Genomic DNA, 26,101 nt, shown 5'->3' with positions numbered 1-26,101 from the left:
GGGAGCGGGCGGACGCCTCACAGGGGCGCCGCCCGGAGCGTCATCGTGGTTCATCGATGAAAGACCGGATCGCGGACGCCGTCTGGGCCGGCGCGCTCAGTTGCGGGCAGTGTCCTGTGGCGTCCAGTGTCACCAGCGTGCTTCCGGGGATGGAGGCGTGCACGTAGGCGCCGACCTCGGGTGGGGCGATGGCATCCTGGGCGCACTGCAGGATCAGCGTGGGCACCCGCACGGCGGCCAGGTCCGGCCGGTTGTCAGACAGGAACGTGGCGCGGGCGAAGACCTGCGCGATGCGGGGATCCATCCGGCAGAAGCTGTTGGTCAGCTCCCGGCCCAGCTCCGGGCGGTCCGGATTGCCCATGATGATCGGTGCCATCGCCGCCGACCACCCCAGGTAGTTGCTGTCGAGGGACTCCAGCAGCTCGTCGATGTCCGCCCGGCTGAACCCGCCGCGGTACTCCCCGTCGTCGAGGTAGCAGGGGGAGGGAGTGACCATGACCAGCTTCGAGAAGCGGTCCGGCTCGAGTTGGTCGGCCAGCAGGCCGATCATGGCGCTGACGGAGTGCCCGACGAACACCACGTCGCGCAGGTCCAGGTCGCGGCAGATCTCGGCGACGTCCCGGGCGTACCCGTCCAGCGTCGAGTACCGCGCAGCACTCCACTCGGTTCGATCCGACCGGCCGGCGCCGACGAAGTCGAACATGATCACCCGGCAGGTCGCGGAGAGCATCGGCTCGACGAGCCGCCACATGTGCTGGTCGCAGCCGAACCCGTGGGCGAGCAGCACCGGCGGGCCGTCCTCCGGCCCGGTCAGGACGACGTGGTTCCTCCTGAGCACGTCCACCGGCCCATCCTCCCACCGCGTACCGAGCGCCTCGCCCTGCGTCCGTGGGCGAGGCATCGCGCCGGGAGCCGACCGGCACCCTGAGCGGCAACGCACTCGGAAGCGTATTGCCAGCCCACGCTCGTCGGGAGACCCTGAGCAGCCCACGGCCACGGCACGACCTGGCCGGCGTACGAGGGCGGTCGGATCATGTGGGTACGCGTCACGGTCTTCCGCGGCGACCCCGAGCGCGTCGACGCCGGGATCGTCTTCGTCCGGGACGAGGTCCTGCCCTTCACGAGCAAGATGAAGGGCAGCCTCGGACTGGTCATGGGTGTGGACCGATCGTCGGGGCGGGCGGCCGTCCTGACGTGCTGGGAGGACCGGGCGTCGCTCGACGCGAGCCATCAGGCCGTCGTCGCCAGGCGGGCCTCGGCCGGGCGGGAGATCGGCTCCGGCGAGACGACGGTCGAGCTCTTCGAGGTGATCGGCATGGACGGCCACCGCCCCGACCGTCCGGGGGACCTCTGGGCCCGGGTGACCCGCTTCGAGCCGACGGCGGACCCCGACACGGCGGCCTCGTCCTTCCTGGCCGACGCGGTCCCGTCGTTCTCGGCGCGCGACGGGGCCGCGATGATCCTCGGGATGGTCGACCGCGAGAACGGCCTCGTGCAGTGCGTCGAGGCGTTCACGGGACATGACGCGCTCGTCGCCGCACGCGGCGCGGCTCCCGACGGGCCGGCGGCATCGGAGGTCCACGAGATGGAACTGGCCCTGTTCGACCTGACGATGCCGTCGTAGCCGCCCGTCCACGCGGGCCGGTCGTGGGGGACGACCGGCGCACCCGCGCCGCCGTCCCGGCCCGACCCGACGGCGGCCCGGGACGCGGCGGGACGGCCGGGTGGGTCAGTCCCGCCCGGGAAGGTCGAGGGCCGGGCGGCGGCCCTGGCGGGCGGAGCGGAAGGGCAAGGGCGTGCTGCGTACCGGCAGGCCACGGGTGGCGGCCTCGAAGTCGTCGAGCATGCGGCGGAACTCCGCCCGGACGAGGCGGGCACCGAAGTCCACCTCGTGCAGCCGACGGTCGAGGGCGAGCCGCGCGATCGTGCGACGCGGGCGGGGCGCGTCGGTCTGGGTCACCAGCCATTCCTCGAAGGTGACCGTGGGGGTCTCGCGGGGCGTCGGGCGGGACGGACGGGGGACCGCCCTCTCGGGCGAGGATTCGAACACGGGGAGCTGCTTTCAGACGGGGAACTCGTGCACTCCACGGTGCCATGACGTGCCCGGCTGACCGGGCGGTCTGTGAGCGGTCACTCTCCGCCGCCGCACCGCGTGCGGCTGTCCGGCGGCGCGAGGACGACTCCCGGGTGGCGAGGACACCGTGTGGGTAGCGATCGACGTCGGCGGTTCGGCCTCCACGGGCCACGGCGGACGGATGCGCGGCGAGCAGGAGGTGCCCCTCCGATGAGCCTGTCCGGTCCCCCCACGGCGCCGCCGCCCTGACGCTCGACTCCGCACCGGGGCCGGGGAACGCGCGTCCGGCTGGAGGTGCCCCGATGATCCGGGTGCTCCTGGTCGACGACCACCAGCTCGTCCGCGCCGGGCTGGCCCCCCTGATCGAACGCCGAAACCGACATGACCGTGGTCGCCACCGCCGCCGACGGCGCCGAGGGAGTCCGGTGCGCGTGGGGAAGCCCGACCTCGTCCTGATGGACATGTCCATGCCCGGGATGTCCGGCGAGACGGCGACCGCCACGATCACCGCGGCGCTGCCGGACACGGCCGTCGTGGTGCTCACGGCGTTCTTCGACCAGGAGCGCATCCGCGAGGCCCTGCGCGCGGGCGCGATCGGTTACCTGCGCACCGTGAAGAGCCACCTCACCAGCGCTTACCGACGCCTCGGTGTCACCGACCGGACGCAGGCGGCGTTGACGTACAGCGGGATGCGGTACGCGGACCCGGCCGACCCCGGGTGACTGCGGGAGCCCGTGCGGGCGGGGTGGGCGGTCCGGGACCGACCACCCCGCCCCGGGATCACAGGGTGCTCAGCAGGTTCGCCATCGTGGCGATCTCGGCCTGCTGCTCGTCGATGATCTTCTGGGCGAGCGCCTTCGCCTCGGGGTTCCGACCGCCGGCGAGCTCGGTCCGGGCCATCTCGACGGCGCCCTCGTGGTGCGCGGTCATCATCTGCAGGAACATGCGGTCGAAGTCCGCGCCCCGGGCCTGCTCGAGCTGCTGCATCTGGGCGTCGGTCGTCATCCCGCTCCCACCCGTGCTGCTGTGGCCCATGCCGGCGTGGTCCGTTCCGGCGGGGGCTTCCGGCTGCCCCCAGGCCGCCAGGAAGCCGCGCAGCTGCTCGATCTCCGGTCCCTGGGCGTTCTCGACGGAGGCCGCGAGCTGCTTCACCCGGTCGTTGCCGGCCCGGTCCGCGGCGAGTCCCGCCATGTCCACGGCCTGGCTGTGGTGGGGGATCATGCCCTGCGCGAAGGCGACGTCGGCGTCGTCGTGGGCCGACGTCGACCCGCTCACGGACGGAGCGGCCACGGTGGTCGGGGTCGCGGTGACCGTGCTGGTGGAGGGTGTCTCGGAGTTGCTGCAGCCGGCGAGGACGACGGCGGTCGAGGCGGCGGCGAGCATGCCGAGGACGGAAGTGCGGTTCACGTGCGTGTACTCCTCTGTGGACGTGCGTCAGCGAATCGAGCCAGCGGATCGCGCTGGTCGACTCAGTTCCGCAGTACGCAGAGTTGGGCCAGACGAACCGCCGTCCGCGGCGGCGGCCTGGGCGGGACGACCACAGGGGCCGGGAGGAGAGCGGCGGCCGAGCGGGTCGGCCGGCGGAGCAGGAAGGCCAGGCCCACGAGCCCGAGCACGACGAGCCCGGCGAGCACGGCCAGGCACAAGTGCATCAGCTCGTGCAGCGCGCCCGCCGGCATCGAGTCGTGGCCGCCGACAGACCCGCCCTGCGTACCTGACAGGTGCGCGTCCACGACGGAGGCGAGGCCCGTGCCCGTCGTGAGGACGACGCCGGGCGGCCTCTGGTCCAGGGGCATCGGCGCGACCGCCATCGGCCCGGGCGACACCGGGTCCGTGGCGGCCGGGGCGGCGGGGCCCGCGACGGGCGAGTGCATGAGCACCACACCGAGGACGATGGTCAACAGCAGGAGCACCTGCCTCCAGCTCCGTCGTCCCGCCACGCCCACGCCGCCACCCTAGCGGCGGCCGGCACGAGGCCCTCGAGCCCGGCCCGTCAGAAGATCAGATCGAACATCTCGAAGGCCCGGTCCCAGTGCTCGGTCGCCGGGTTGGACAGGTTCGGGTCCAGCACCCGGAACGACCGAGCCAGCGCGACGCTCAACCCCCCGAACACCTCCGGCAGCATCTCCTCGGTGTCCTCGGCGAACGTGACGTCCGCCGGGGGCCTGCGGATCGACTGGCGCAGCAGCTCCCGGACCTCGTCCGCCACGTCGAGCTTGTCGAAGTCGCGCATACGCTCCTGCAGGCCCTTCGTGATCGGCAGGTCCTGAGGGGCGATCACGTCCCGCCCGTTCCACTTCGCGGAGTTGCGCCCGGCGATCGCGATGTCGTCGATCTTGTCGTCGACGAAGCGCCTGTACCGGCGCACGTCGTCCTTGTCGATGTCGACCCGCCCCACGGACCGGAAGAAACGCTCGAACACCGGTATCCCCGCCGGACGGGTCATGCCGTCGCCTCCACCCTCGTCGCTCGGCCGGCCACGGTGCCGGTGCGCGGTTCCTCGGTCATGGCAGGGCTCCCGGAGGACGGCCGGCTACGAGCTCGTCGTGGTGGCGTTCTTGGACGCGGAGGTGGACGCGGAGGTGGACGCGCGGTCGCCCTCCGTCGAGCCCGCGTTCTCCTGCGAGGTCTCGGACGAGCCCAGCGACACCCGGCGCGGCTTGCTCGCCTCGCTGACCGGGATGCGCATGGTCAGCACGCCGTTGTCCATGTCGGCCGTCAGGCCGCCGGGGTCGAGGTTCTCCCCGAGGAACAGCTGGCGGGCGAACTCCCCGTACGGCCGCTCGTCGACGATCACCTCGTCGTCCTCCTGGCGCTGCGGGACACGGCGGGCCCGGATCGAGACGACGTTGCGCTCCACCGTCACGTCGACGTCGTCGCGCTGGACACCCGGCAGATCGAGGAACACGAGGAACTCCTCGCCCCGGCGCAGCGCCTCCATCGGCATGCTGCGCGTCGCCCTCGCCCCGACGGCGAGCGCCTGCTCGGCCAGGCGGTCGAGCTCGCGGAACGGGTCGAATCGCATCAGTGTCATCGTGCTCTCCCAGAGCGGGTCGGTGGTGCGGTGTCCGGGCGCCCGGGGCGCCCGGACCGGCGGTTCACGATGGCAGCGCAGGCGCCGCCGTCGAACCGGTCCCGCGGGACGAACGTCCGCGAGGCCGCTCACCCCGCCGGGTCGAGACCCCTCAGCCGGGCTGCCCGGCCTCCTCGACCCCGCGTCGGACCTGCTCCAGCAGCGTGTCCAGACCCTGGAGTTCCGGGTCGAGCTCGACGGCGCGCGGCACCACGTCGCGCAGCGCGGCGATCGTGGCGAGCGAGAGCGCCACGGCGTCGTCGGGACGGCCGTTTCCGAGCAGCTCCTCGATCTGCTGGGCGAGGGAGCCCAGTGTCGACGAGTCGGTGTCGGGCACGAGGTAGCCCTCGAGCCCTGCCGGGTACGGGGTGCGCTCGCGCAGCTCGCGCAGCGCGGTGATGACCGCGCTCGAGCCGCTGATCCCGTCGAGGAGCCCGATCAGCCGGTAGAGCCGCGCCGCCACGCGCGGCCGGCCAGGATGCTCGTCGAGCCAGCCGAGCAGGGCGTCGTCCCCGCCGAGGTGCCGGACGAGCCGGGTCAGGTGCCCGGCGATGTCGGGCGGCAGCGAGGCGTGCCACGGCAGCACGGTGGCCACCTGGTCGGCGAGCGCGGCGACGGCCTGCGGGTCGGCGTCGCCGCTGACGACGGCGTCGACCAGCTCGGGGTCCAGCCGGAAGACCGAGACCGGACCGCCCGGCTCCGTCACGGAACCGCGGGGCGGAGAGTCACGGCGAGCACCGCGAGCGTCGCGCCGTAGACCACCGCGAACGCCCCGAGCAGCACCGCCAGCCCGATCGCGCCCACCGCCGGCTGGAGCAGGATGAGGACTCCCGCGACCACCGCGAGGACGCCGGCCAGCGCGAGCAGCCGGACGCGGCCGCCGGCCCTCCGCAACCGGAACGCCGTACCGATCTCCGTCGCCCCCGTCACCAGGGCCCAGACACCCACGACGACGGCGAGGACGATCACGGTGATGCTCGGCCAGAGGAGCGCCAGCACACCGGCCGCGACGCCCGCGAGTCCGCTCAGAAGGCCCCACCACCAACGCGACCGCCCGCGGTTCCGGACCGCGTCGACCACGCTCGCCACGCCCTCGAGGATCGCGTAGATCCCGAACGCGATGGCCAGGGCCAGCACCGTCAGGCCGGGCCACGAGAGCGCGACGAGTCCGAAGGCCACCGCCAGGACGGCCCGGACGACGAGGACCGTGCGGGCCGAGGTGACCCCCCGTACCAGCGGGTCGGTCAACGGATCGTCGATGAGCGGTGGGGCCGAGTTCTTCAGCTTCATGAGGCACCTCCTGAGGACACGCGGTGCACGCGCACACCCGGGGGAAATGATGCGACCGCGGTCGCACCCGTGGCATGAGCCTGGGAGAGCGACGTCCGGCGCCCGGGCTGCCCCGCCGGGACGGGCGGATGCCGCTCGCCGGCGCACGGGCCTCGACACCGCCTCCCGCCGGCCGGGTGAATCGGCGCGACCGGGAGGGAGCAGGCAACGGCGTCCTGCCCCGTCGGGCCGACTCGCCTCGCGGGTCTTCGTCCCACCGGAACCGTGCGGACGGGCGCGCCGCGGTCGACCATCGTCCTGCCCTGCCCGACCCATCCTCCGCAAAGGCGATACTCATGACCTCGACCCGCCAGGACCCCTTCGCCGAGACCGAGGAGGTCGCGGCCGCCATCGAGCGGGAGCGGCTCCTCCTGGTGCGCTGCGTCGAGACCGCCTACGAGTCGCTGCGCCTGATGCCGGGCGTCGACACGTCGGGGCGGACCCTCGTGTGGTTCGCCGGCCGTCTGCTGCTCGCCCACGAGCGGGCGAGCGGCGGGCGGGACGGGAGCGGCGCGAGCCAAGTCTGACGTCCGGCCACCAGCCGGAACCGGACCCGCAGCGGGAGGAACCCGCTCGGTCACGTTCTCTCGTCGACGCGCGCGCCCGGCAGTGCCGCGTCCACCCAGTCGCGCAGCTCGGCGGCGGGCGCGACGCCGTAGCGGCGGGCGACGACCTCCCCACGCCGCAGCACCAGCAGCGTCGGGACGGCGCGCACCACGAGGCGCTGTGCCTGCCGCGGCGCGGCGGTCACGTCCACCTCCACCAGCTTGACCTCGCCGGGGCGGCCGAGAGCCAACCGCTCGACGACCGGCCGCACCAGCCAGCTGAGCCCGCACCAGGGCGCCCACAGCGCCACGAGCACCGGCAGCGACGCCTGCTCGGCGACCGGCGCGAAGTCGTCGTCGCGCGCGGCGGCGACCCACGGCAGCGCGTGCCGGCAGTTCCCGCACACGGGCACCCCTGTCCCGGCGGCGGGGACGCGGTTGCGCCGTCCGCACCGCAGGCAGCCGACGACGCCCGAGCGCGTCTCGGCCGCCGCGACGCTCTCGCCGAGCCGTCGGAAGACCTGCTCCAACGCGGCGAGGTAGGGGTCCCTCGGCGCCTCGACGAGGATCAGACTCTCGAGACGATCGCGTGCCGGGGCGGTCACCGAGCCTCCCTGCGGGTCAGCTCGCCGGGCGTGCAGGCAGGGGGAAACGGAGCGAGGCGGCGGTGACGTGCTCGCGCAGCGGCGTGTCCGCCTCGACGTGCTCGACGCCCCCGCCCTCGTCGATGACGGCCTGGACGAGCTCGTCGATGACGTCCGGGGTCCGGCGGAGCTCCCGGCCGCACACCGGGCACCGCTCGCCCTCGACCGCCAGGTAGCCGTCGGTGTCGCAGACCAGCCCCGGCTGCACGACCTCGTCCTGCACGAGCAGCTGCCCGACGGCGGCGGTGGCACCGGCCCACAGGCAGTCCGGCAGCCCGGCGACCGCGAGCCCGCCTGCCGCGCACCGCTCGAGGGTCTCGGCCACGAGCCGCTGCTCCTCCGCCCGCTCGTAGCGCTGCACCACCTCCTCGGCACGGCCGCGGATCGTCCCGAGGTCGTCCTCGCGCGGGTGCACGGAGAACGTCCCGGCGACGCGCTCGCGCACGGCCGCCGGGAGGTGGTCGAGGAACTCCGGGATCTCGTGCTCGTGGCCGCCGACGGCGACGATGTCGAACTCGTGCCGGCGGGCCTCCTCGTCCAGTCGCTCGGCCACGGCGCGGTAGTGCCGCTTCGCCAGCAGCTCGGCCTTGTTCTGCGTGGTGTGCTCCCGCATCCCGGCCGCGTAGTCGGGCTTGCGCAGCGCCCGGTCCCGGAGCGGCCCACCACGCTCCACCAGCTCGTCCTGGTAGAGGTCGAAGAACCGGGCGAGGCCGCGGTCGACCAGCACGACCCGGCAGCGGTGGTACTCGTCGAGGACCGCCACGAGCGGCCGGACCCAGGCCGTCTCGTCGGTCACGAGCCGGTCGTGCACCGGGCGGGGCAGCTCGACGTCCTCGAAGAGGTCCCGTCCGGAGCAGGAGAAGAACGCGACCGCCTGCGGGTGCAGGCGTTCCTCCGTCACGGCCTCCTCGATGCGCGCCACGTCGCCGCGCAGCGACAGCCGGGCGTCCCGGTTCAGCGCGGGGTCCTTGAGGAGCAGACGCACCTCGTGCAGCTGCTCGTCCACCCGGCTCGGGAAGGCCCTGCGGTCGTCGGGGTCGAACCGGGCGTACAGGCTCAGCACCGGCAGCCCGTCACCGTGCACCCGCAGGATCCGGTCGACCGTCTCGACCTCCAGCATCACGGTCCTCCTCCGCTGACCGGCACCCCGTCGAGGATGATCGTCAGCGCGTGCGGCTCGGCGGCCGGCTCCCTGCCGGCGGCGCCTACGGTGCCAGCGCGGCGGGGCGCGCTGATCGGCCCGGCATGGCCGAACTGCCGGCTCCCGGTCGCCCCGGCAGGTCCAGGACGGGCGGCACCGGCTCCCTACGAGTCCGGCAACCGCCAGCCGTTCCAGCCCGGAATGCGCAGGGCCTCGCTCGGGCCCCACGACCCGCGGGGGTAGGTCCTCGGCTTGGGCGGGTTCCGCAGCAGCGGGTCGCACAGCTGCCACAGCAGCTCGACCTGCTCGGTGCTGATGAACAACGTCGGGTCCCCGCGCATCACGTCGAGCAGCAGGCGTTCGTAGGCCTCGAGCGGTTCGGCGCCGGGGAAGGCCTCCAGCAGGTCGAGCCGCATCCGGCCGCGGCCGACCGTGAGCCTGGGGCCGGGCACCTTGGACCGCACGTCGGCGAAGATCCTCGGGTCGTCCGTGAGCTCGAGGACCAGCTCGTTGCAGGAGTCGTCGACGTCTCCGGGGAACACCTTGAGCGGGGGCTGCTTGAAGCCGATCGTGATCGTGCGCCGGCCCTCGGCGAGCGCCTTGCCCGTCCGCAGGTAGAAGGGGACGCCGATCCAGCGCCAGTCGTCGACGTAGACCTCCATGGCGACAAATGTCTCGACCGTCGAGGACCGGTCCACCCCGGCCTCGTCGCGGTACCCCTCGTACTGGCCGAAGACGACCCGGTCGGGATCGAGCGGGCGCAGCGAGCGGAAGACCTTGGTGGTCTCCTGGTTCAGGAAGTCGGCCTCCAGCCGCGACGGCGGGTCCAGCGCCACGAAGCCGAGCAGCTGGAACAGGTGCGTCGAGATCATGTCCCGGAACGTCCCGGTGGACTCCATGAAGGCGGCCCGGCCCTGGATGTCGAGCTCCTCCGGCACGTCGATCTGTACGTAGCAGACGTGCTGGTGGTTCCACACCGAGGCGAACAGCCCGTTGGCGAAGCGCAGCGCCAGGATGTTCTGCACGGCTTCCTTCCCGAGGAAGTGGTCGATCCGGTAGATCTGCCGCTCGTCGAAGACCTCGTGCAGCGTGGCGTTGAGCCTCTTGGCCGACTCCAGGTCCGTGCCGAACGGCTTCTCGAGCACCACCTTCGTCGGCGAGGTCACCTCGAATGTGCCGATCATGCGCACGACGGACTCGGTCGCCGACGGGGGAACCGCCAGGTAGTACAGGCACTCCACATCACGGGGCAGCTCCTCGACCGCGGCCGACACCGCCCGGCCCAGCTCGGCGCCGCCGTCCTCCGACGTGGCCACGAAGCTGATCCGCTCGGCGAACGCCTGCCACGCGTCGGGATCGATCAGCGCGCCGCGGTGGAGCTCCATGGCCGCCCGGATCGTCGCCACGAACGTGTCCGCGGTGTCGGGAGCCTCTCGACCGGAACAGACGATGCGGAACTCGTGGGGCAACAGGTCGAGCTGCCACAGCCGGAACAACGCCGGGAACAACTTCCGTCGCGCCAGGTCGCCGGTCGCGCCCAGCACGACGAGAACGTGCGGGGCCGGCCGGTCAAGGTCGTCGGCGGCCCGGGTGGGCGAGGGACCGCGCGACATCGTCTCGGTCTGCAATGCACGACCCTTCCTCGGTGATCGACACGTGCCGCGCAGGGGACGCGGGCCTCAGCCGTCCGCGCGCTCGTCGTCGTCCGGTTCGCGCACCACCAGCACGGGGATCGTGGCCCTTTTGAGCAGGTCCTTCGTCGTGCTGCCGACGAGCAGCTCGCTGAGGGCCCCGCGCCGGTGCGCACCGACCACGACCACCGGCGCGTCCTGCTCCTCGGCCACCCGGAGCAGGGTCGTCGCGATCGGGACGTCGTCGGCGACGGTGAGGCCGACGGCCTTGAGCCCCGCCTCCAGGGCGAGGACGACGCCCCTCTGCGTCAGTCGCTTCGCCTGCTGCACCACCTCCTCCTCGGCCAGCAGCGCGTTGCGGATCTCCACCTCGGTGACCGGCAGCCCGGCGGCGAACATCGGAGCCACCGCCGACCCGAACGTCTCCCCCTCCTCGACGACGACCACCACGAGCACCTGGCGCGGGGCGAGCAGCTCTCCCGCCTCGCGCACCGCCCGCTCCGCCGCCGCGGTCCCGTCGAACCCGATCACTGCCGGTCCCGATGCCATCGCGAGCTCCTTCCGCCGGTTCCCGGGCAACGGTGGCGTCCACGGCCCGGCGGTGCGTCGACCTGTACGGGCGAACCCGGCGTCGGCGGCTCGGCCCGGCAGGACGGTCGCAGGCTCACCCGAGCCCTGCCCGGTCCAGCGCGTCCTCGGCGGCGTCGATGTGCCGCAGCGCCTCCGCGAGCGCGGCGGCGGCCAGCCCGGTCGGCGCCGTTCCCGGCGAGAAGTCGGTGTCGAGCAGGTCCTGGACATCGCCGAGCAGCCGGTAGGCCTCGCTGCGGGCCTCCTCGAAGGCCTGCATGTCGTGCGGTCGCACGGGGACCTCCCGAGGGCGGATCGACGACGGAACCTTCTCGGTGCCGCTCAGGCGAGCGCGGACTCGACCGCGGCCAGGATCGGACCCGGCCGGGCCGGCACCGCGACGCCGCGCACGAAGACGCTCGGCGTCCCCGCCACGCCCCGCTCGGTGGCGCGCTGGGTGACGAACGGCGGCCAGGGCAGGTAGGTGCCCTGCCGGATCGTCTCGGGGAACTGGGGGTCCGTGATCCCGATCGTCTGGCCGAGTTCGACGAGCTGCCCGTCCGTGAGGCCGGGCCCGCCCTCGGGCGGCTGGTACTCGAACAGGGTCTGGGCGTACTGGTGGAACCTGCCCGCGTCCGAGGCCGCCCCCGAGGCCGCGGCGGCGCGCGTCGAGTACTCGGTGGTGGAGACCGCGTCGAGGAAGTCCATCGGGTGGCGGACGAAGCTGATGATCCGGTCCTCGAGCAGCCGGTCCAGGGTCGGCCCCGCCATCAGCTCGAACTGCTTGCAGAAGGGACAACCGAAGTCGATGTAGGCCTCGACGTCCACCGGCCCGGCACCGACGACGATGCCGTCCCCCTCGGGGGTGGCGCCGCGCGGGACACGGACCGGTGGGGCGGCGGCTCGGCTCGCAGACATGCCGACGATGCTGCTCGCGGCGGCCCAACCGGTCACCGGTCCGGCGAGCCCAGGTGCCGCGCCGCCGTTGGCCCTCGGAGGTCGGTCCCGTCAGGGTTCCAGCGGCGGCACGAGTTCCGGGAGGTCGCGCTCGTCGCCGATCGTCGTCTCGTCCCCGTGCCCGGGCAGGACGCGCGTCTGCGGCGGGAGCCCCAGCACCCGTTCGCGCAGCGACCGGGTGATCGGCGGGTAGCGGCTCAGCGTCCGGTCCACGCGCAGCGGGCCGCCCTTGAGCAGCATGTCGCCGGTGAACACGACGTCGAGGGCCGGCACGTACAGGCACACCGAGCCGGGCGTGTGGCCCGGGGTGTGCAGCACCCGGACCTGGACGTGCGCGACGGCGATCTCCTCCTCGTGCGCGAGGTCCTCGTCGGGTCCGTGGTCGGGGTGGACCTCGTCCCACAGGGGCCGGTCCTCCTCGTTCACCATCGTCGGCGCCCCGACCGCATCGGCCAGCGCCACGGCCTGGTCTGCATGGTTACGGTGGCCGTGCGTGCACGCGACCCCGACCACGCGCCGGTCGCCGACCGCGGCGCGGATCGGCGCGGCGTCGTGCGCGGCGTCGACCACGAGGACCTGCTCCTCGTCGCCGAGCAGCCACGTGGTGGTCTCCACGGTCCGCTGCCCGTCGTCGGTCGCGATCGTCGCGGCGGTGACCACCCGATCGATACGTGGGAGCACGGCCCCTCCTCCTCAGCCGGTCCGGGCGGCGCCGAGCAGCGGGCGGTAGTCGTCCGGCAGCTGCACGGTGATGTCGAAGAACTCGTCACCGACGATGGTGCGCAGCACGGCGAACACCGCAGGGGTGCGGCGTACCGCGTCGCCCAGCGGCAGGTCGGCCCGCCGGGCGACGCGCTGGACGAACTCTTCGAGTTCCATCCGGCGGGACAGGTCGTCGGCGTCGCGGCCGCGGTGCAGCGGGGGGTGCAGGGCCACCGGCAGCCGGGTCGCGAGGTCGTCGGAGTCGCCGGGGGCGATACGTTCGGCAAGGGTCTCGAGCACCGCCTCGGTCAGCCTCCGCGCGGCGTCCTGGTCGAGCCCGCTCTTCGCGGCGACCGCGCCGACGACGGCCTCGACGGACGGCACGAACGTCTCCGCGTCCAGCAGGGCGTCGTAGTGCCTCCCGAGCTGGGCCCGGACGTCGGCGTACTCGTCGTCGCCGATGGTCTGCCGCAACGCGATGAACACGGCCCGGGTGTGCCGCTCGGCGGTGACCGGATCGGTACCCTCCTGCTCGCCGACGCGGCGCAGGAACTCCTCCGGCGGGAAGGACTCGGGGCTGCCGGGCGACCAGGCGAACGGCTGCAGCTCCGGGGGGAGGCGCCGCAGCACGTCGGCGGCCTCGCCGCGGGTCACGTGCCGTCCCAGCACCGTGAGGACGGCCTCGGACGCGCGCTCGGCGGTGTCCGGGTCGGCCTCGGCGATCTGGGCGACCATGGTCAGGAACTGCTGGTGGTCCATCGCGCTCCTCCTGCGTCAGCGTCGGCCGGTGATCCAGTCCCAGGCCCGGCGCAGCCCGGCCTCGAGCGGGGTCTCGGGCCCGCGGGGATGGTCGTCCCGGCGCGGAGGACCGGGCTCGGTGGGCTCGTGCAGGTCATCGACCCCGACCGCCAGCAGCACCGCGCGCTCGTGGAGCCCGGCGATCTGGTCGCGATCGGCGTAGCGGTGCGCTCCGGGCAGCGGGTGCGTGTGCACGACGACGCCGTGGAAGAGGTCGAGGTCGACGTCGGCGACCACGTGGTCGACCACCCCGACCCGGCGACGGTCCGGGTCGAGGACGGGAGTGCCCTCGGCGAGCGCGAGGTAGGCGATCGGACGTCCGAGGTCCGCCACCTCCTCGTGCACACCCGGCCCCACGTCCTCGCGCTCCACGCCCGACATCCTGGGAACGCCGGCCCGCGTGCGCACCGTCATGGGACGGCCAACCGCGGCCGGTTCGCTCGGTCCGCCAGGCCGGGTCGCACCCGGAGGCGGCCGGTTGGCCGGCGCGCCCCGGGCGGGCAGAATCCCCGGCCATGGCTGATGACCCGACCGAGCCGGAACCGGCGTCCCCGCTGCACGAGGACCACGTCGACGACCTCGCCGTCGCCGACGACGAGGGGGACGGTGGCGAGACCGAGGAGTCCGAGCAGGAGCGGCGGCCCAAGGAGGGCGGGCCCGACTCCGGCGTGAGCGGCGAATGGCGGGGTGACGCCGGGCCCGACCTGCCGACCTGATCCGCCCGGCCTCTTCGCCGACCGCTCCGCGGCCGTCACCCGTGCTGCCATAAAGTCCCCGGGGAGTACGAACCGGACGAAGGAGAGCACGACCCGATGCCGCGCATCCCGCTGATCATCGACACCGACCCGGGCGTGGACGATGCGGTGGCGCTGGTCCTCGCGATGCAGAGTCCCGAGGCGGACGTCCGGGCGGTGACGGTCCCGTTCGGCAACGTCGAGATCGAGAAGACGTTCCTCAACGCCCGACGCGTGCTCGCGCTCGCCGGCCGCACCGACGTGCCCGTCGCGGCGGGGGCGGCGAGGTCGCTCGTCCACCTGCAGGACGAGTGGGCGCCGGAGTGGCACGGCGCCGACGGTCTGGGCATGCGGTCCGCGGACTTCCCGGCCCCCGTCGCCGCAGACCCGCGGAGCGCGGTCGCGCTGATGGCCGACGTGCTGGCGGAGGCCACCGAACCGGTCACGATCGCGACGATCGGGCCCCTGACCAACGTGGCGCTGCTGCTGGCGGTGCACCCCGAGCTGGCGCCCCGGATCAGCCGCATCGTGGCGATGGCGGGCTCGCTCGGGGCGGGCAACACCCGCGGCCGCGCCGAGTTCAACGTCTCGGCGGACCCCGAGGCTGCGCACCGGGTGCTCACCCAGCCGGACGTCCCGGTGACGCTGGTGCCGCTGGACCTCACGATGCGCTGCCTCGCCGGCGCGACGTGGCTCGACGCGCTGGCCGCGAGCGGACCGCGGTGCGCGACGCTGGCAGGAGTCCTGGAGCTCTACCGCGCGGCGTTCCGGGAGCGCTACGGCGTCGACGCGGTGGCGTTGCACGACGCGCTGGCGGTCCTGGAGGCGATCCTCCCCGGGACGTTGCGGACGACGTCGATGCCGATCAGGGTCGCCTGCGACCTCGGGCCGGCCCGCGGGGCGACGATCCCGGACGGCCGTCCGGATGCGGTGGGCCCGGCCGTGCACGTGGCGCTGGACGCCGACACCGACGCGGTGCTCACCGAGATCCTCGACCGGGTCCGCCGCCTCGGCTGAGGCCTCGCGCCAGGTGAGGACGAGCGGCACGCTCCCGCCGTCACGGGGGGTCGCCGTCTGTCCGGTCCGAGCGTCGTGATCGACGGGCCGACGCCCACCACAGACTGCCGAGCGTTCCGGCGGCGGCACCCCACAGGAAGGTGCTGAGCGTCATCGTCGTCACGCCGGCGAGGATGCCGACGGTGCCGACCAGGATGAGCACCCCGGCACCCAGCAGCTCCGCGTACCGGTCCGAGCCACCGTCGCCACCGCGCGACCGCCCGTACGGCGGGGCACCGGCCGCGCGGACGGGCTCGCCCGGCGGCTTCTCCGGAGCGAGGCGCGCCAGTTGGCGGGCCAGGCCCGGGTCGTCACGTTCCATGCGTTGCTCGATGTCTCTGAGCGCGCGCTTCTCGTCACCGCTGAGCACACTGCTTCCCCTCTCCTGATAGCGCTTGAGCTACCCCACGAGACGGCGGCCATCCCCTCGTGCGGGGGATTGCCCGTCCCGGCGGCAGGAGTGGGACGGCCCGGGACGGGTAGCCGCCGGTTGGCGGCGCACCGTCCGCCGGCGGGACGGCGGCGGGAGACGACGTGATCAAGACCGTGACCGTGCTGGGGACGGGGACCATGGGCGCCGGGATGGCGCGCGACCTCGCTTCCGCCGGGCCGGACGTGACCGTGTGGAACCGCAGCCCGGAGAAGGCCCGAGCGCTCTCCGGCCCGTCGCTCTTCCTCGACTCGATCGCCGGCGGGCCGCTGGACTGCGACTACACGCGGCTCAAGGCGAAGGCGATGATCGCGGAAGTTCGTGCCCGCGTTCATCCTGGGCGGCGCGATGAAGGACTCGTCGCTCGTCGCCGACGCGATGCGCGCCGCGGGCACCGACGACACCCCGATGGAGGCCCTGTACGCGCAGTTCGCCGCGGCGGCGGGCGCCGGCCACGACGCCGAGGACATGGCGGCGGTGTGGCACGCGTTCCGGGTCGCCTCCTGAGGTCGCGCGGTCGGCGGGTCAAGGGGTGCGGAACGGGTATGCGGGCCCGACGAAAGGAATCCGAATGTCCGAGACCGTGCACGAACTCACCGCGGACGCGCGGGCCGAGGCGGACGTCTATCGTCAGGGCGAGGACCGCCCGTTGACCGGGTACGTCCTGGTGATGGCGGTGTTCGCCGCCCTCGTCGCCGGCGCTGCCGGGCTGGCCGCGGCGACGGGACGCCGCCTGCCGTCCGGCCTCGACGGCCGCGACCTGCTGCTGATGGCCGCCGGCACCCACAAGCTGTCGCGCACCCTCACCAAGGACGCCGTGACCAGCCCCCTCCGCGCCCCGTTCACCGAGTACTCGGGGACGGGCGGGCCCGCGGAGGTGACGGAGGAGGTGCGCACCGCGAACGGGTTGCGGCACAGCATCGGCGAGCTGATCACGTGCCCGTTCTGCCTGGACCTGTGGATCGCCACCGGGTTCGCCGTGGGGCTCGTCTTCGCCCCGCGGCACACCCGCTTCGTGATGGGCGCGTTCACCGCGCTGACCGGAGCGGACTTCCTGCACCTGGCGTACGCCCGGGCCCAGCAGTCGGCGTGACACGGACGGCCCCCGCGCCACGGGCCGGCCCACTTCGCGCGGACGCCCGGTGGTGGTTGGGCCGTCGCCGCGCGGGTACCACGGCGACGCCCCGGAACGGCCGGGGCGGACCCGTCTTCGAGGAGGCCATCGTGGCCCAGCCCACCCAGATCGACGTCATCGACGAGCTGACTACGGACCACCGCGAGGCGCTCGAGCTGCTCGAGCGGATCACGAACAGCACCGATCCCGCCGAGAAGCGGGACCTCGCGGACACCGTGATCGCCGAGGTGGTCCGGCACTCGGTCGCGGAGGAGATGTACGTCTACCCGGTGATGAAGGAACACCTGCCCGACGGCGAGCGGACCGTGGAGCACGACGCCGAGGAGCACAAGCAGCTCGAGAAGATCATGAAGCAGCTCGAGGGGGCCGACCCGGCCGACGCCCGGTTCGAGACCCTGGTCCGGGACATGACCGAGACGCTCCGGCACCACGCGAACGCCGAGGAGACGGAGCAGTTCCCGCGGTTGCGCGAGTCGGTTCCGCGCGACAAGCTCGTCGAGCTCCGGGAGAAGGTGGACACGGCGAAGAAGATCGCGCCGACCCGGCCGCACCCCAATGCACCGAACAACGAGCTCTTCCACAAGGTCGCCGGGCCCGGCGTCGGACTGGTGGATCGGCTGCGGGACAAGCTCACCGGCCGCGACACGGGCTGACGTCCACCGCGCAGCCCGCCCGGGCCCGTCGACCCGGGCGGGCGGCGCTGGGCGCAAAGTCGCCGCGTCGGCGCATCACGGTCGCGCGACGGGGTAGCCGCCCGGTCTGAGGAGTCCACACCAGGAGGAGGAGACGCTGATGCCCGGAACCTGGCTCCTGGGACAGCGGACCGGGTCCGACGGCGGGGAGGCCGGCGAGATCCGGACCGAGCCCCCTCGCGCGGTCCTGCTGGCGCTCCGCCCGGCCGGGCCCCGTCCGGGTACCGACGGCGACGACGACGGCGACCCCTCCCTCGCCGAGCTGGCCCGGCTCGCCGAGACCGACGGGCTGGCGGTCGTCGGCGAGCTCACCCAGAACCGCCGGTCTCCCGATCCCGCGACCTACCTGGGGTCCGGGAAGGTCGAGGAGCTCGCCCGGCTGGTGGAGCAGGAGGCGGCGGACCTGGTGATCGTCGACGGCGAGCCGACCCCGGCCCAGGTCCGCGGACTCGAGGACCGCACGGGGGTGCGGGTCGCCGACCGGACCGCCCTGATCCTGGACATCTTCGCCGAGCACGCGCACTCCCGCGAGGGCAAGGCCCAGGTCGAGCTCGCCCAGCTGGCCTACCAGCTGCCCAGGTTGCGCGGCAGCGGACAGGGCCTGTCCCGGGTCGGCGGCGGCCGGGTGGCGGGCGGCGCCGGCATCGGCGTCCGCGGCCCGGGCGAACAGCGCCTGGAGACGCAGCGCCGGCGGTTGCGGCAGCGGATGTCCGTGCTGCGCGACCAGATCGGCAGGCTCGCGCGTCGCCGGGAGACCACCCGCGCCCGCCGCTCCCGCAACCGCGTCCCGTCGGTGGCCATCAGCGGCTACACCAACGCGGGCAAGTCCTCACTGCTCAACCGGCTCGCCACGGCGGACGCGCTGGTCGAGGACGCCCTGTTCGCGACCCTCGACCCGCTGGTGCGCCGCACCCGCCTCCCGGACGGCACCACCGCCACCCTCATCGACACCGTCGGCTTCGTCCGGCATCTGCCCCACCAGCTCATCGACGCGTTCCGGTCCACCCTCGACGAGATCGCCGCCGCCGACCTCGTCCTGCACGTCGTCGACGCCTCGGCTCCCGACGCGATCGACCAGATCACGACGGTCCGGGGCGTCCTGCACGACATCGAGGCCGCACACCGGCCAGAGCTGCTCGCCCTCAACAAGATCGACGTCGCCGAACCCGACCGGGTCGCCGCCCTGGAGCACGCCTACCCGGGGTCGGTCCCCGTCTCCGCGGCGACCGGCGAAGGCCTCGACCGGCTCCGCGAGGAGATCGAGAAGCGGCTCCGCGACCTCCAGGGGTGACGGGAGCCCCGATCGCTCCGGGTCCGCCACCGAGGCGGCCGGGGGCATGGGCGTCTTGTCAGGCCGGGTGAGTCGCGGGATTCTCCACCGGGCGGCCGCCGGGGTCGGGGCGGTCGAGGGTGGAGCGCTCATGGGCGGGGCAGCGGGGGACGCCGGGCCGGGCAGGGTGACGTTCGGTCTCCTCGGCGCCGTCACCGCGTACGACGCCACCGGGACGTCGCTGGCGTTGGGGTCGACGCGCCGGCGTGCGGTGCTCGCCGCGCTCCTGGTCCAGGCCGGCCGCACGGTCCCGGTCGATCAGCTGGTCGACATGCTCTGGCCCGGTGTCGCCCCGCCGACCGCGTCGACGATGGTGCACGGCGCGATCGCCGGGCTCCGCAGGGCCGTCGCGGGACCTCGCGGGAGCGGGGAGCCGCCGCTGCTCCTCACCCGTGGCGGCGGGTACGCCCTGCAGGTGCGTCCGGAGCAGCTGGACGCTTCCCGATTCGAGACGCTTCTCGCGGAGGGGCGACGGCTGGTCGAAGGGGCCCCGGCGCGGGCGGCGCCGGTACTTGCCGAGGCACTCGGCCTGTGGCGTGGGCCCGCGCTGGACGGTCTCGAGGAGGGATTCGCCCGGGACGCGGCCGTACGCCTCGACGAGCTCCGCGTGCAGTGCGCCGAGCTCCGGGTGGACGCCGAGCTGGGGCTGGGCCGCCACCACGAGGTGGTCGCGGACCTGGAGGCTCTGGTGGCGGCGCATCCGTTGCGGGAGGGGCTGCGGGGCCGGCTCATGGTCGCCCTGTACCGCTGCGGCCGGCAGTCCGAGGCACTGGAGACGTACCGGGCGGTGCGGCGGAGGCTGGCCGCCGACCTCGGCCTGGAGCCCGGCCCGCATCTGCGACGTCTCGAGCGGGAGATCCTGCGGCAGAGCGGGGACCTGGAGCTGCGGGCCCGGGTGGAGGGCCGGCGTCCCGGCAGCGGGCTTCCCGCGCCCGTCAGCACTTTCATCGGGCGGGCACGCGAGCGGGACGAGGTGGCGGCGCTGCTCGGGACGCATCGTCTCGTCACCCTCACCGGGCCCGGTGGTTCCGGCAAGACCAGGCTCGCCCTGGAGGTGGCCGGCCGGCTCGCCGACGGTGGTGCGGCCGAGGCGTTCCTCGTCGACCTGACACCGCTGACGGCGTCGGCGCTGTTCGACGAGACCCTCGCCGCCGCGCTGGGCGTCCACGCCGAGCCCGGCCAGGCCCTCACCGCGACGATCGCGGCGGCCCTGTCCGGACGCGACACCCTGATCGTCCTCGACAACTGTGAGCACCTCGTGGAGGACTGTGCGGCCTTCGTCCAGGCCGTGCTCGCCCGCGTCGGGCGGATGCGACTGCTCGCGACCAGCCGCGAGCGACTGGGCGTGCCGGGGGAGCAGGTCCACCCGGTGCGGCCGCTGGGGCTGGCCGCGGAGCACGACGACTGGCGCCGTATCGCGTCGTGTGAGGCGGTGCGTCTGTTCGCCGAGCGCGCGGCGGCGGCCCGTCCCGGGTTCGCCGTCACGGCGGACAACGCACGTCTCGTGCTGGACGTGTGCCGTCGCCTCGACGGGCTGCCGCTCGCTCTCGAGCTCGCGGCCGCCCGCGCGGCGTCGATGCCGCTGCGGGACCTCGCCGACCGGCTCGACAACCGTTTCCGGCTGCTCGACTCCGCCACCCGGACCGCGGACCCGCGGCACCGCAGCCTGGCCGCGACCGTGGCCTGGAGCCATGACCTGCTGGCGACGGCCGAGCGGGTGCTCCTGACCCGGGTCGCGGTGTTTCCTGCGGCCTTCGGGCTCGACGCCGCGGAGGCGGTGGCCGGAGGCGGCGAGCTCGTCGGCGCCGATGTCGCCCGGCTCCTCTCCCGGCTGGTGGCATGCAGCACGGTCCAGCTCGACGAAGGAGTGGGTGGCGAGATGCGCTACCACCTGCTGGAGACCACCCGCCGGTTCGCCCGCGAGCGGCTCGCCGACGGCGAACTCCCCCTGCTGCGGGAGCGGCACGCCCGCCACTACCTCGTGTGGGCGACCGAATCCGGGGCGCACCTGTTCGGAGCGGACTCCGCCCCCTGGCTGGCCCGGCTGCACCGCGAGAGCGACAACTTCCGGTCCGCGCTGGAATGGTCGTTCGGGCGGGGCGGCGACCCCGAGTCCGGGGCGCAGCTCGTCGGATGCCTGTGGCACTACTGGGATCTGCGGGGGGCACGCGACGAGGGACTGCACTGGGTGCACGCCGGTCTCGATGCGGTCGGCGCCGACCGGCCGTCGGACCGCCTGCCCCTGCTCTCGGCCGGAGCCCTGATGCATCTCGGCCGGGCCGAGTTCGAGGCCAGCGCGGTACTGGCCGGCGAGCAGCTCCGGCTGGCGCGCACCACCGGGGAGCGTGCGTGGGAGGGGGACGCGCTCGCGATGGAGGCCACGGTGGAGTGGGCGCGTGCCCGGTTCGACCGGGCTCGGCAGCTCTACGAGGACGCCGTGGAAGCCTCGATCGCCGGTGGCGACCTGTGGCGGGCAGCGATGGCGGAGGCACAGCTGGCCCGGCTGCACCGCGACCGGAACGAGCCGGACGCGGCCAGGGCGGTGGCGGTCCGATCTCTGGCCCACGCCGACGAGGTGGGGGAGGAGCTGGCGCGCGGACTGGCCGTCGACGTCCTCGCCTCGCTGGAGCACCGCTGGGGCGACGTGTCCGAGGCCCGGCGGCTGGTGGAGGAGGCCCTCGGCCACTACCGGCTCGTGGGCTACCGGGAGGGCGAGGCCTCCGCGCTGCACCTGGCCGGGCGGATCGCGCTGGCCGCGCGCGAGCGCGCGCCCGCCCGTGCGGCCTTCGGGCGCTCGTTGGAGCTGTGCCGGCGGATCGGTCACCGTGCCGGGACGGCGGCGGCGCTCGAGGGCCTCGCCGGCGTCGCGACCGCCGGGGGCGACGACCGGACGGCGGCCGGCCTGCTCGCCGACGCCGCGGCGCTGCGGGCCGAGATCGGCGTCCCCCTTCCCACCCGGCCGCTCCACGCCCCGCACGGTTAGCCGCCGGTTAGCCGGGCCGCCGACACTCGGCGGCCCACTCCGACAACCGGGAGCATGCCGTGACCACGCAACCGACCCTCGACGTCCCGGGCGATGTGCTCAGGCCCGGCGACGCCGGGTACGACTCCGCCCGTGCCGTGTTCAACGCGATGATCGACCGGAGGCCGCTGGCCGTCGTCCGGTGCCACGACGCCGCGGACGTCGTACGCGGCATCGCGTTCGCGCGCGATCACGACCTCGTGCTCTCCGTCCGCGGCGGCGGGCACAACGTCGCGGGCAGCGCCGTCTGCGACGGCGGGATCATGCTGGACCTGTCACCGATGACGGGGGTGCGCGTCGACCCGGAGCGCCGTCTCGCACAGGCCGGAGCCGGGCTGCTGCTGGGTGACCTCGACCGCGCGACCCAACGCCACGGCCTGGCCACCCCGCTCGGGGTGATGTCCAGGACCGGCATCGCCGGCCTCACCCTCGGCGGCGGCCTCGGGTGGCTCAACGGCCGGTACGGCCTGGCGTGCGACAACCTCGTCGCCGCCGAGGTGGTGACCGCCGACGGAGAGGTGCTGCGGGTCGGCCCGGAGGAGCACACCGACCTGCTGTGGGGGCTGCGCGGTGGTGGCGGCAACTTCGGTGTCGTCACCTCGTTCGGCTATCGCCTGCATCCGGTCGGGCCCGTGCTCGCGGGCGGGCTGTCCTTTCCCTGGGACGTGGCGGGGGACGTCCTGCGCTTCCACGACGAGTTCATGGCGGCGGCCCCCGACGAGCTGACGACGGCGGTCTCGCTCGCGCTCGGCCCCTCCGGCGCCCCGATGCTGTCCCTCGGTGTCTGCTGGTGCGGATCGCCGGACGAGGGAGAACGGGTACTGCGCCCGTTGCGCGCCTTCGGGCGGCCCGCGCTGGATGCGATCACCGTGATGCCGTACGTCGCGCTGCAGAGCGCGCCGGATGCGGGCTTCCCGCTCGGCATGCAGCACTACTGGAAGTCCGGTTACCTGCGCCACCTCACCGACGAGGCGATCGGCACACTGCTCGAGATCGTTCGGGGGATGCCGCCGGGCGTGAGCGGGATCGGGCTGCAGGCCCTGCGCGGAGCGGCCGCCCGGGTCCCCGTCGCCGCGACCGCGTTCCCGCATCGTGCCGACCAGTACGACTTCCTGATCCTCGCCCAATGGGCGGATCCGGAGGAATCTGCGCGGACCATCGCCTGGGCCCGGGAATCGTTCGCCGCAATGGCTCCGCACCTCGAGGACGCCGTGTACGTCAACAATCTCGGTGTCGAGGGCCCCGACCGCGTTCGGTCCGCCTACGGCCCCAATCGCGGGCGGTTGGCGGAACTCAAACAGGTCTACGATCCCGCGAACGTCTTCCGGTTGAACCAGAACATCGCGCCTGCCCCGAGTCGGCCTCGAGCCGGCCGCAGCGCGGAAACGCCCTCGGGAGTTCGCTGATTCGGCGGGGTGCAGCCCTGTCCGGGGATGCCACGTGCGGTGCCGAACCGGCCAGCGAGGTGAAGGTGTTGACGTCCTCCCCGGCCAACTCGTTGTCCAGGAGCAGCAGCCCCGCGGACGGGAGCGGCTCCTCCTGGTACGCGCCGGTGAACAGCAGCGTCCCGGGGTCGGCCGTGGTGAAGAACGCCGCGTCGATCGACACCGCCCGGCGCAGCGACTGCAGCAGCTGCTGCGGCAACCGGTCGATGTCGAGGCCGCGATGGCACAGGCGCACGACATCGCGCTCGGCCCGCGCGCCGCCCGCTCTCCAGGCCACGCCGCCCGAATGTCCTCGCGACCCTCCGGCGAGAAAACCCCATCTTGCCGGGATGGTGGCCGGCTCGGGCTGGTCCCCGGCTGAGCCGGCGGCCGAGTTTCCGGAGCCCCGGCCGATCGCCGGGAGGAGCTATGCGCGGGCGAGGATCGAGGTTCCGATGTCGGCGATGTCCCGCTCCGCGGTGAACGGGTTGGACAGGAACACGCTGAGCATGTCCACGCCCGCCTCGACCATGCCCTGGGCCTTCTCCCAGATCTCGTCGGGGGAGCCGTAGAGGCACCAGTAGTCGCACAGCTGCTTGGTGATCAGCGGCCGGTGCGAGTCGTCGAGCCCCTTCTGGTACTTCGACCAGGTGTCGAGGTAGTGCGGTTGCTCGGTGGTGTTCGGGTCGCCGAGGTAGGCGGTGGCCGCGGCCGCGCTGGCCTCGACGATCGAGGGGTCGAGCTCGGCGGCGTGCTGGCGCATGAACCCGATGTTGGTCAGGCACGAGCTGATCGGGCCGGAGGCGAAGCCGTGGTCGACGCCGTCCTCCCAGGTCTCGCCGTTGCGCAGCTGGTAGAACCAGCTGACCGCGACGAGCTTGACCGAGCCGGGCGGGCGGCCGGCGTCGGCGACCGCCTTGTCCAGCTCCCGGCGCACCAGTTTGATCATCTCGGGGTCCGGGCCGAGGCAGTAGGCCACGTAGTCGGCGTAGCGGGCGGCGACCTGGATGCCGCGCGGGCCACCGGCGGCCATCCATACCGGGATCGGGTCGTCGAGGTTGTACCAGCTGCCGTCCTTGTCGAGGAACTCCAGCTCGCGCTCCTTGCCCCGCCACTTCTCGGTGACCCGCTCGCCGGCGAGCAGGCCGGTGGTGACCCGGAGCGCGTCGTCGAGCTGGGCGATGCTCGCCGGGCTGTGGCCCATCGAGCGCAGCGCGTTGTTCGCCGTGCCGATGCCGAGGAAGGTGCGGCCGGGGGCGAGGGCGTTGAGCGTGGCGTGCGAGTTGGCCGTCACGGCGGGGATGCGGGTCAGCGGGTTGGTGACCCAGGTGCCGAGGTTGATCGTGGAGGTCTCGCGGGCGGCGAGCGCGAGGTACTGGTAGGGGTCGCTGAACAGCAGCGGCCCCTCGCCGGCGCCGAAGTGCGTGACCCCGACGTCCTCGGCCTGTTTGACGATGCCGACCTGGTCGATCTTGGCGCATGTGCCGATGAAGAACTCCATCAACTGCTCCTTTGCAGGTAGAGAGGGGCGTGCGAGCGGCTCACCAGGGGGCGGAGAGCAACCATTCCTGTGGGGCGGACGCGGCGGCGCGCTCCCAGTCGGGGCCGGGAAGGTCCAGGAACGCGCCCTGGGCGTAGAGCAGTGGTTCGCCCACGTGCACCGCCACCGCGTCGAGGAGCCCGAGGACGATCACGTGGTCGCCGCCTTCGCGGATCTCGTGCACCGCGCAGTCGAGGTGGGCGAGGGCGCCGTCGAGGTGCGGGCCGTAGCGGCCGGGGGAGTGGGCGACGCCGGCGAACCGGTCCGCCGGTCGGGCGAAGTCGCGGGCGAGCGGCCCCTGGTCGGAGGCGAGGATGCTGACCCCGAACCCCGGCGCCGACATGAGCGCGCGGTGCATCGACCGGTCCCGGCCGAGGCAGGCGAGCACCAGCGGCGGGTCGAGCGAGAGCGAGCAGAACGCGCTCACCGTGCAGCCGACCGGCCCCGTGGCGGTGGTCGTCGTGATCACGGTGACGCCGGTGGCGAACTGGCCGAGCGCGTGGCGGAAGCGTCCGGGCTCCACCGCTCGCGGGGCCGCCGTCACGGTGCCGGGGTGTCGGGATCGCCGGCGAGTGCCAGCGCGCGGTCGACCAGACGGAAGCACTCGGACTTGTCGTAGGCCAGGTAGTTCATGGCGAGGATGCGCACCGGGTCGCCGGCGTAGTAGCGCTCGTACTGCACGGCGCGCTGCCCGAACGCGTCGCCGCACAGGTCCCAGGCCAGCTTGTAGAGCCGGATCCGGTCCACCGCGGACATCTCGGCGCCGCGGTAGTAGCGCGCGATGTCCTCGGCGATCGGCGAGCCGAAGTCCTCGGCCGAGGGCATCATCAGCAGGCCGCCCGCACCGAGGGTCTGCAGCACCTCGACCAGCTTGGGGTACTGCGTGGCCAGCACCACCCGCAGCGTCTGCAGCGCGTTGAACCGGGGTCGGACCGTGCCGGTCGCGGTGGTCTCGTACTCGGCCTCCGCCGCGACGAGCAGCGCGTGCGCCTGCTCGACGGCGGCGATGCACTCGCCGAGCTTCTGCTGCACGTGCAGGAAACCGTCGATCTTCACCGACTGGCTGAGCTTCATCGCCAGCCCGGTGACGAACTGCAGCTTGACCAGGCCGCGGACGCCGGTCTGGTGCGCGGTGTGCTGGCGCAGGTCGGTCTCGGCGTAGAGGGCGTTGGCCAGTTCCACGTCGCCGTGCAGGAACACCCGGTCCCACGGCACCAGCACGTCGTCGAACACGACGAGGCAGTCCGCCTCCTCGAAGTGCGAGGACAGCGGGTGGT

General features: G+C 73.6%; 32 protein-coding genes and 1 pseudogene. 12 read left to right on the top strand and 21 right to left on the bottom strand.

Annotated elements, in window-relative coordinates; genetic code table 11:
• Window positions 1-40: 40 nt before the first annotated feature.
• Window positions 41-844, bottom strand: coding sequence for an alpha/beta hydrolase (locus tag JWP64_RS11365; protein WP_297495650.1), 804 nt, complete (start codon window positions 842-844; stop codon window positions 41-43).
• 189 nt (window positions 845-1,033) lie between these two features.
• On the opposite strand from JWP64_RS11365, the gene JWP64_RS11360 reads away from it, so the two are divergent.
• A complete protein-coding gene (locus tag JWP64_RS11360; RefSeq protein ID WP_297495649.1) occupies window positions 1,034-1,624 on the top strand; it encodes a hypothetical protein in 591 nt (196 codons plus the stop codon).
• A 105-nt stretch (window positions 1,625-1,729) separates the two neighbouring features.
• Here the strand turns inward: JWP64_RS11360 and JWP64_RS11355 are convergent, their stop codons facing one another.
• On the bottom strand, window positions 1,730-1,960 hold the full coding sequence (locus tag JWP64_RS11355) for a hypothetical protein (protein WP_297495647.1): 231 nt from the start codon (window positions 1,958-1,960) through the stop codon (window positions 1,730-1,732).
• Window positions 1,961-2,376: 416 nt separating this feature from the next.
• Here JWP64_RS11355 and JWP64_RS11350 point away from each other — a divergent pair, with 416 nt between their 5' ends.
• A complete protein-coding gene (locus tag JWP64_RS11350; protein ID WP_297495645.1) occupies window positions 2,377-2,796 on the top strand; it encodes a response regulator transcription factor in 420 nt (139 codons plus the stop codon).
• 58 nt (window positions 2,797-2,854) lie between these two features.
• Here the strand turns inward: JWP64_RS11350 and JWP64_RS11345 are convergent, their stop codons facing one another.
• The 6 genes from JWP64_RS11345 to JWP64_RS11320 form a co-directional block, all read right to left on the bottom strand.
• A complete protein-coding gene (locus JWP64_RS11345; RefSeq protein ID WP_297495643.1) occupies window positions 2,855-3,481 on the bottom strand; it encodes a DUF305 domain-containing protein in 627 nt (208 codons plus the stop codon).
• Window positions 3,482-3,543: 62 nt separating this feature from the next.
• Window positions 3,544-3,987, bottom strand: coding sequence for a hypothetical protein (locus tag JWP64_RS11340; protein ID WP_297495641.1), 444 nt, complete (start codon window positions 3,985-3,987; stop codon window positions 3,544-3,546).
• An 80-nt stretch (window positions 3,988-4,067) separates the two neighbouring features.
• Window positions 4,068-4,520: a DUF1931 family protein gene (locus tag JWP64_RS11335; RefSeq protein ID WP_297495639.1), complete on the bottom strand. Its 453-nt coding sequence runs from the start codon at window positions 4,518-4,520 to the stop codon at window positions 4,068-4,070.
• Between the two features lie 87 nt (window positions 4,521-4,607).
• Window positions 4,608-5,108, bottom strand: a complete 501-nt coding sequence (locus JWP64_RS11330; RefSeq protein WP_297495637.1) for an Hsp20/alpha crystallin family protein — start codon at window positions 5,106-5,108, stop codon at window positions 4,608-4,610.
• 151 nt (window positions 5,109-5,259) lie between these two features.
• Window positions 5,260-5,853, bottom strand: coding sequence for a hypothetical protein (locus JWP64_RS11325; RefSeq protein ID WP_297495635.1), 594 nt, complete (start codon window positions 5,851-5,853; stop codon window positions 5,260-5,262).
• Window positions 5,850-6,437, bottom strand: coding sequence for an HdeD family acid-resistance protein (locus tag JWP64_RS11320; protein ID WP_297495633.1), 588 nt, complete (start codon window positions 6,435-6,437; stop codon window positions 5,850-5,852). The genes JWP64_RS11325 and JWP64_RS11320 overlap by 4 nt, the downstream gene beginning before the upstream one ends.
• Before the next feature lie 335 nt (window positions 6,438-6,772).
• Between JWP64_RS11320 and JWP64_RS11315 the strand changes: the two genes are divergently transcribed.
• A complete protein-coding gene (locus JWP64_RS11315; protein ID WP_297495631.1) occupies window positions 6,773-7,003 on the top strand; it encodes a hypothetical protein in 231 nt (76 codons plus the stop codon).
• A gap of 50 nt (window positions 7,004-7,053) precedes the next feature.
• Here JWP64_RS11315 and JWP64_RS11310 read toward each other — a convergent pair whose 3' ends face one another.
• The 9 genes from JWP64_RS11310 to JWP64_RS11270 form a co-directional block, all read right to left on the bottom strand.
• Window positions 7,054-7,626 carry a thioredoxin domain-containing protein gene (locus JWP64_RS11310; RefSeq protein ID WP_366889769.1) on the bottom strand — a complete coding sequence of 191 codons (573 nt, stop codon included), beginning with the start codon at window positions 7,624-7,626 and terminating at the stop codon, window positions 7,054-7,056.
• A gap of 16 nt (window positions 7,627-7,642) precedes the next feature.
• Window positions 7,643-8,785, bottom strand: a complete 1,143-nt coding sequence (locus JWP64_RS11305; RefSeq protein WP_297495630.1) for a hypothetical protein — start codon at window positions 8,783-8,785, stop codon at window positions 7,643-7,645.
• 185 nt (window positions 8,786-8,970) lie between these two features.
• Window positions 8,971-10,419 (bottom strand): glucose-6-phosphate dehydrogenase, encoded by a 1,449-nt coding sequence (gene zwf / locus JWP64_RS11300; protein WP_297495628.1) that lies wholly within the window; start codon window positions 10,417-10,419, stop codon window positions 8,971-8,973.
• A 66-nt stretch (window positions 10,420-10,485) separates the two neighbouring features.
• Window positions 10,486-10,986: a universal stress protein gene (locus JWP64_RS11295; RefSeq protein WP_297495626.1), complete on the bottom strand. Its 501-nt coding sequence runs from the start codon at window positions 10,984-10,986 to the stop codon at window positions 10,486-10,488.
• 115 nt (window positions 10,987-11,101) lie between these two features.
• Window positions 11,102-11,299, bottom strand: a complete 198-nt coding sequence (locus JWP64_RS11290; RefSeq protein WP_297495624.1) for a hypothetical protein — start codon at window positions 11,297-11,299, stop codon at window positions 11,102-11,104.
• A gap of 47 nt (window positions 11,300-11,346) precedes the next feature.
• Window positions 11,347-11,922 carry a thioredoxin domain-containing protein gene (locus JWP64_RS11285; RefSeq protein ID WP_297495622.1) on the bottom strand — a complete coding sequence of 192 codons (576 nt, stop codon included), beginning with the start codon at window positions 11,920-11,922 and terminating at the stop codon, window positions 11,347-11,349.
• Between the two features lie 90 nt (window positions 11,923-12,012).
• A complete protein-coding gene (locus tag JWP64_RS11280; RefSeq protein WP_297495620.1) occupies window positions 12,013-12,642 on the bottom strand; it encodes an MBL fold metallo-hydrolase in 630 nt (209 codons plus the stop codon).
• A 12-nt stretch (window positions 12,643-12,654) separates the two neighbouring features.
• Window positions 12,655-13,422, bottom strand: coding sequence for a DUF2267 domain-containing protein (locus tag JWP64_RS11275; RefSeq protein ID WP_297495618.1), 768 nt, complete (start codon window positions 13,420-13,422; stop codon window positions 12,655-12,657).
• Between the two features lie 15 nt (window positions 13,423-13,437).
• The gene (locus JWP64_RS11270; protein ID WP_297495616.1) at window positions 13,438-13,833 is read right to left on the bottom strand and encodes a PRC-barrel domain containing protein; all 396 of its coding nucleotides are present in this window, start codon (window positions 13,831-13,833) and stop codon (window positions 13,438-13,440) included.
• A 143-nt stretch (window positions 13,834-13,976) separates the two neighbouring features.
• Here JWP64_RS11270 and JWP64_RS11265 point away from each other — a divergent pair, with 143 nt between their 5' ends.
• Both JWP64_RS11265 and JWP64_RS11260 read left to right on the top strand, forming a co-directional pair.
• Window positions 13,977-14,177, top strand: coding sequence for a hypothetical protein (locus tag JWP64_RS11265; protein ID WP_297495614.1), 201 nt, complete (start codon window positions 13,977-13,979; stop codon window positions 14,175-14,177).
• 96 nt (window positions 14,178-14,273) lie between these two features.
• Window positions 14,274-15,212 carry a nucleoside hydrolase gene (locus JWP64_RS11260; protein ID WP_297495612.1) on the top strand — a complete coding sequence of 313 codons (939 nt, stop codon included), beginning with the start codon at window positions 14,274-14,276 and terminating at the stop codon, window positions 15,210-15,212.
• Between the two features lie 40 nt (window positions 15,213-15,252).
• Here the strand turns inward: JWP64_RS11260 and JWP64_RS11255 are convergent, their stop codons facing one another.
• Window positions 15,253-15,621 (bottom strand): DUF3040 domain-containing protein, encoded by a 369-nt coding sequence (locus JWP64_RS11255; RefSeq protein ID WP_297495610.1) that lies wholly within the window; start codon window positions 15,619-15,621, stop codon window positions 15,253-15,255.
• 164 nt (window positions 15,622-15,785) lie between these two features.
• Between JWP64_RS11255 and JWP64_RS11250 the strand changes: the two are divergent.
• The 7 genes and pseudogenes from JWP64_RS11250 to JWP64_RS11220 form a co-directional block, all read left to right on the top strand.
• Window positions 15,786-15,899 (top strand): annotated as a pseudogene (locus JWP64_RS11250) (NAD(P)-binding domain-containing protein); the annotation flags it as partial.
• A gap of 103 nt (window positions 15,900-16,002) precedes the next feature.
• Window positions 16,003-16,188 (top strand): hypothetical protein, encoded by a 186-nt coding sequence (locus tag JWP64_RS11245; protein ID WP_297495734.1) that lies wholly within the window; start codon window positions 16,003-16,005, stop codon window positions 16,186-16,188.
• 64 nt (window positions 16,189-16,252) lie between these two features.
• Complete coding sequence (locus JWP64_RS11240; RefSeq protein ID WP_297495607.1) at window positions 16,253-16,774, top strand: DUF1360 domain-containing protein; 522 nt, start codon at window positions 16,253-16,255, stop codon at window positions 16,772-16,774.
• A gap of 131 nt (window positions 16,775-16,905) precedes the next feature.
• Window positions 16,906-17,469 carry a hemerythrin domain-containing protein gene (locus JWP64_RS11235; RefSeq protein ID WP_297495605.1) on the top strand — a complete coding sequence of 188 codons (564 nt, stop codon included), beginning with the start codon at window positions 16,906-16,908 and terminating at the stop codon, window positions 17,467-17,469.
• 139 nt (window positions 17,470-17,608) lie between these two features.
• A complete protein-coding gene (hflX, locus tag JWP64_RS11230) occupies window positions 17,609-18,799 on the top strand; it encodes a GTPase HflX (protein WP_297495604.1) in 1,191 nt (396 codons plus the stop codon).
• Between the two features lie 130 nt (window positions 18,800-18,929).
• Window positions 18,930-21,821, top strand: coding sequence for a BTAD domain-containing putative transcriptional regulator (locus JWP64_RS11225; RefSeq protein ID WP_297495602.1), 2,892 nt, complete (start codon window positions 18,930-18,932; stop codon window positions 21,819-21,821).
• 59 nt (window positions 21,822-21,880) lie between these two features.
• Window positions 21,881-23,266: an FAD-binding oxidoreductase gene (locus tag JWP64_RS11220; RefSeq protein ID WP_297495600.1), complete on the top strand. Its 1,386-nt coding sequence runs from the start codon at window positions 21,881-21,883 to the stop codon at window positions 23,264-23,266.
• A 445-nt stretch (window positions 23,267-23,711) separates the two neighbouring features.
• Here the strand turns inward: JWP64_RS11220 and JWP64_RS11215 are convergent, their stop codons facing one another.
• The 3 genes from JWP64_RS11215 to JWP64_RS11205 form a co-directional block, all read right to left on the bottom strand.
• Window positions 23,712-24,785, bottom strand: coding sequence for an LLM class flavin-dependent oxidoreductase (locus tag JWP64_RS11215; RefSeq protein ID WP_297495599.1), 1,074 nt, complete (start codon window positions 24,783-24,785; stop codon window positions 23,712-23,714).
• A gap of 40 nt (window positions 24,786-24,825) precedes the next feature.
• Window positions 24,826-25,368: a flavin reductase family protein gene (locus JWP64_RS11210; RefSeq protein WP_297495597.1), complete on the bottom strand. Its 543-nt coding sequence runs from the start codon at window positions 25,366-25,368 to the stop codon at window positions 24,826-24,828.
• Window positions 25,365-26,101: 4-hydroxyphenylacetate 3-hydroxylase C-terminal domain-containing protein (locus JWP64_RS11205; protein ID WP_297495595.1), on the bottom strand; the 737-nt coding region annotated here is incomplete at its 5' end. The genes JWP64_RS11205 and JWP64_RS11210, both read right to left, overlap by 4 nt.

The organism is Pseudonocardia sp., from assembly GCF_025465255.1.
GTDB lineage: Bacteria > Actinomycetota > Actinomycetes > Mycobacteriales > Pseudonocardiaceae > Pseudonocardia.
The sequence above is the reverse complement of the archived record's forward strand: the minus strand, read 5'-3'. Positions and strand labels throughout refer to the sequence as shown.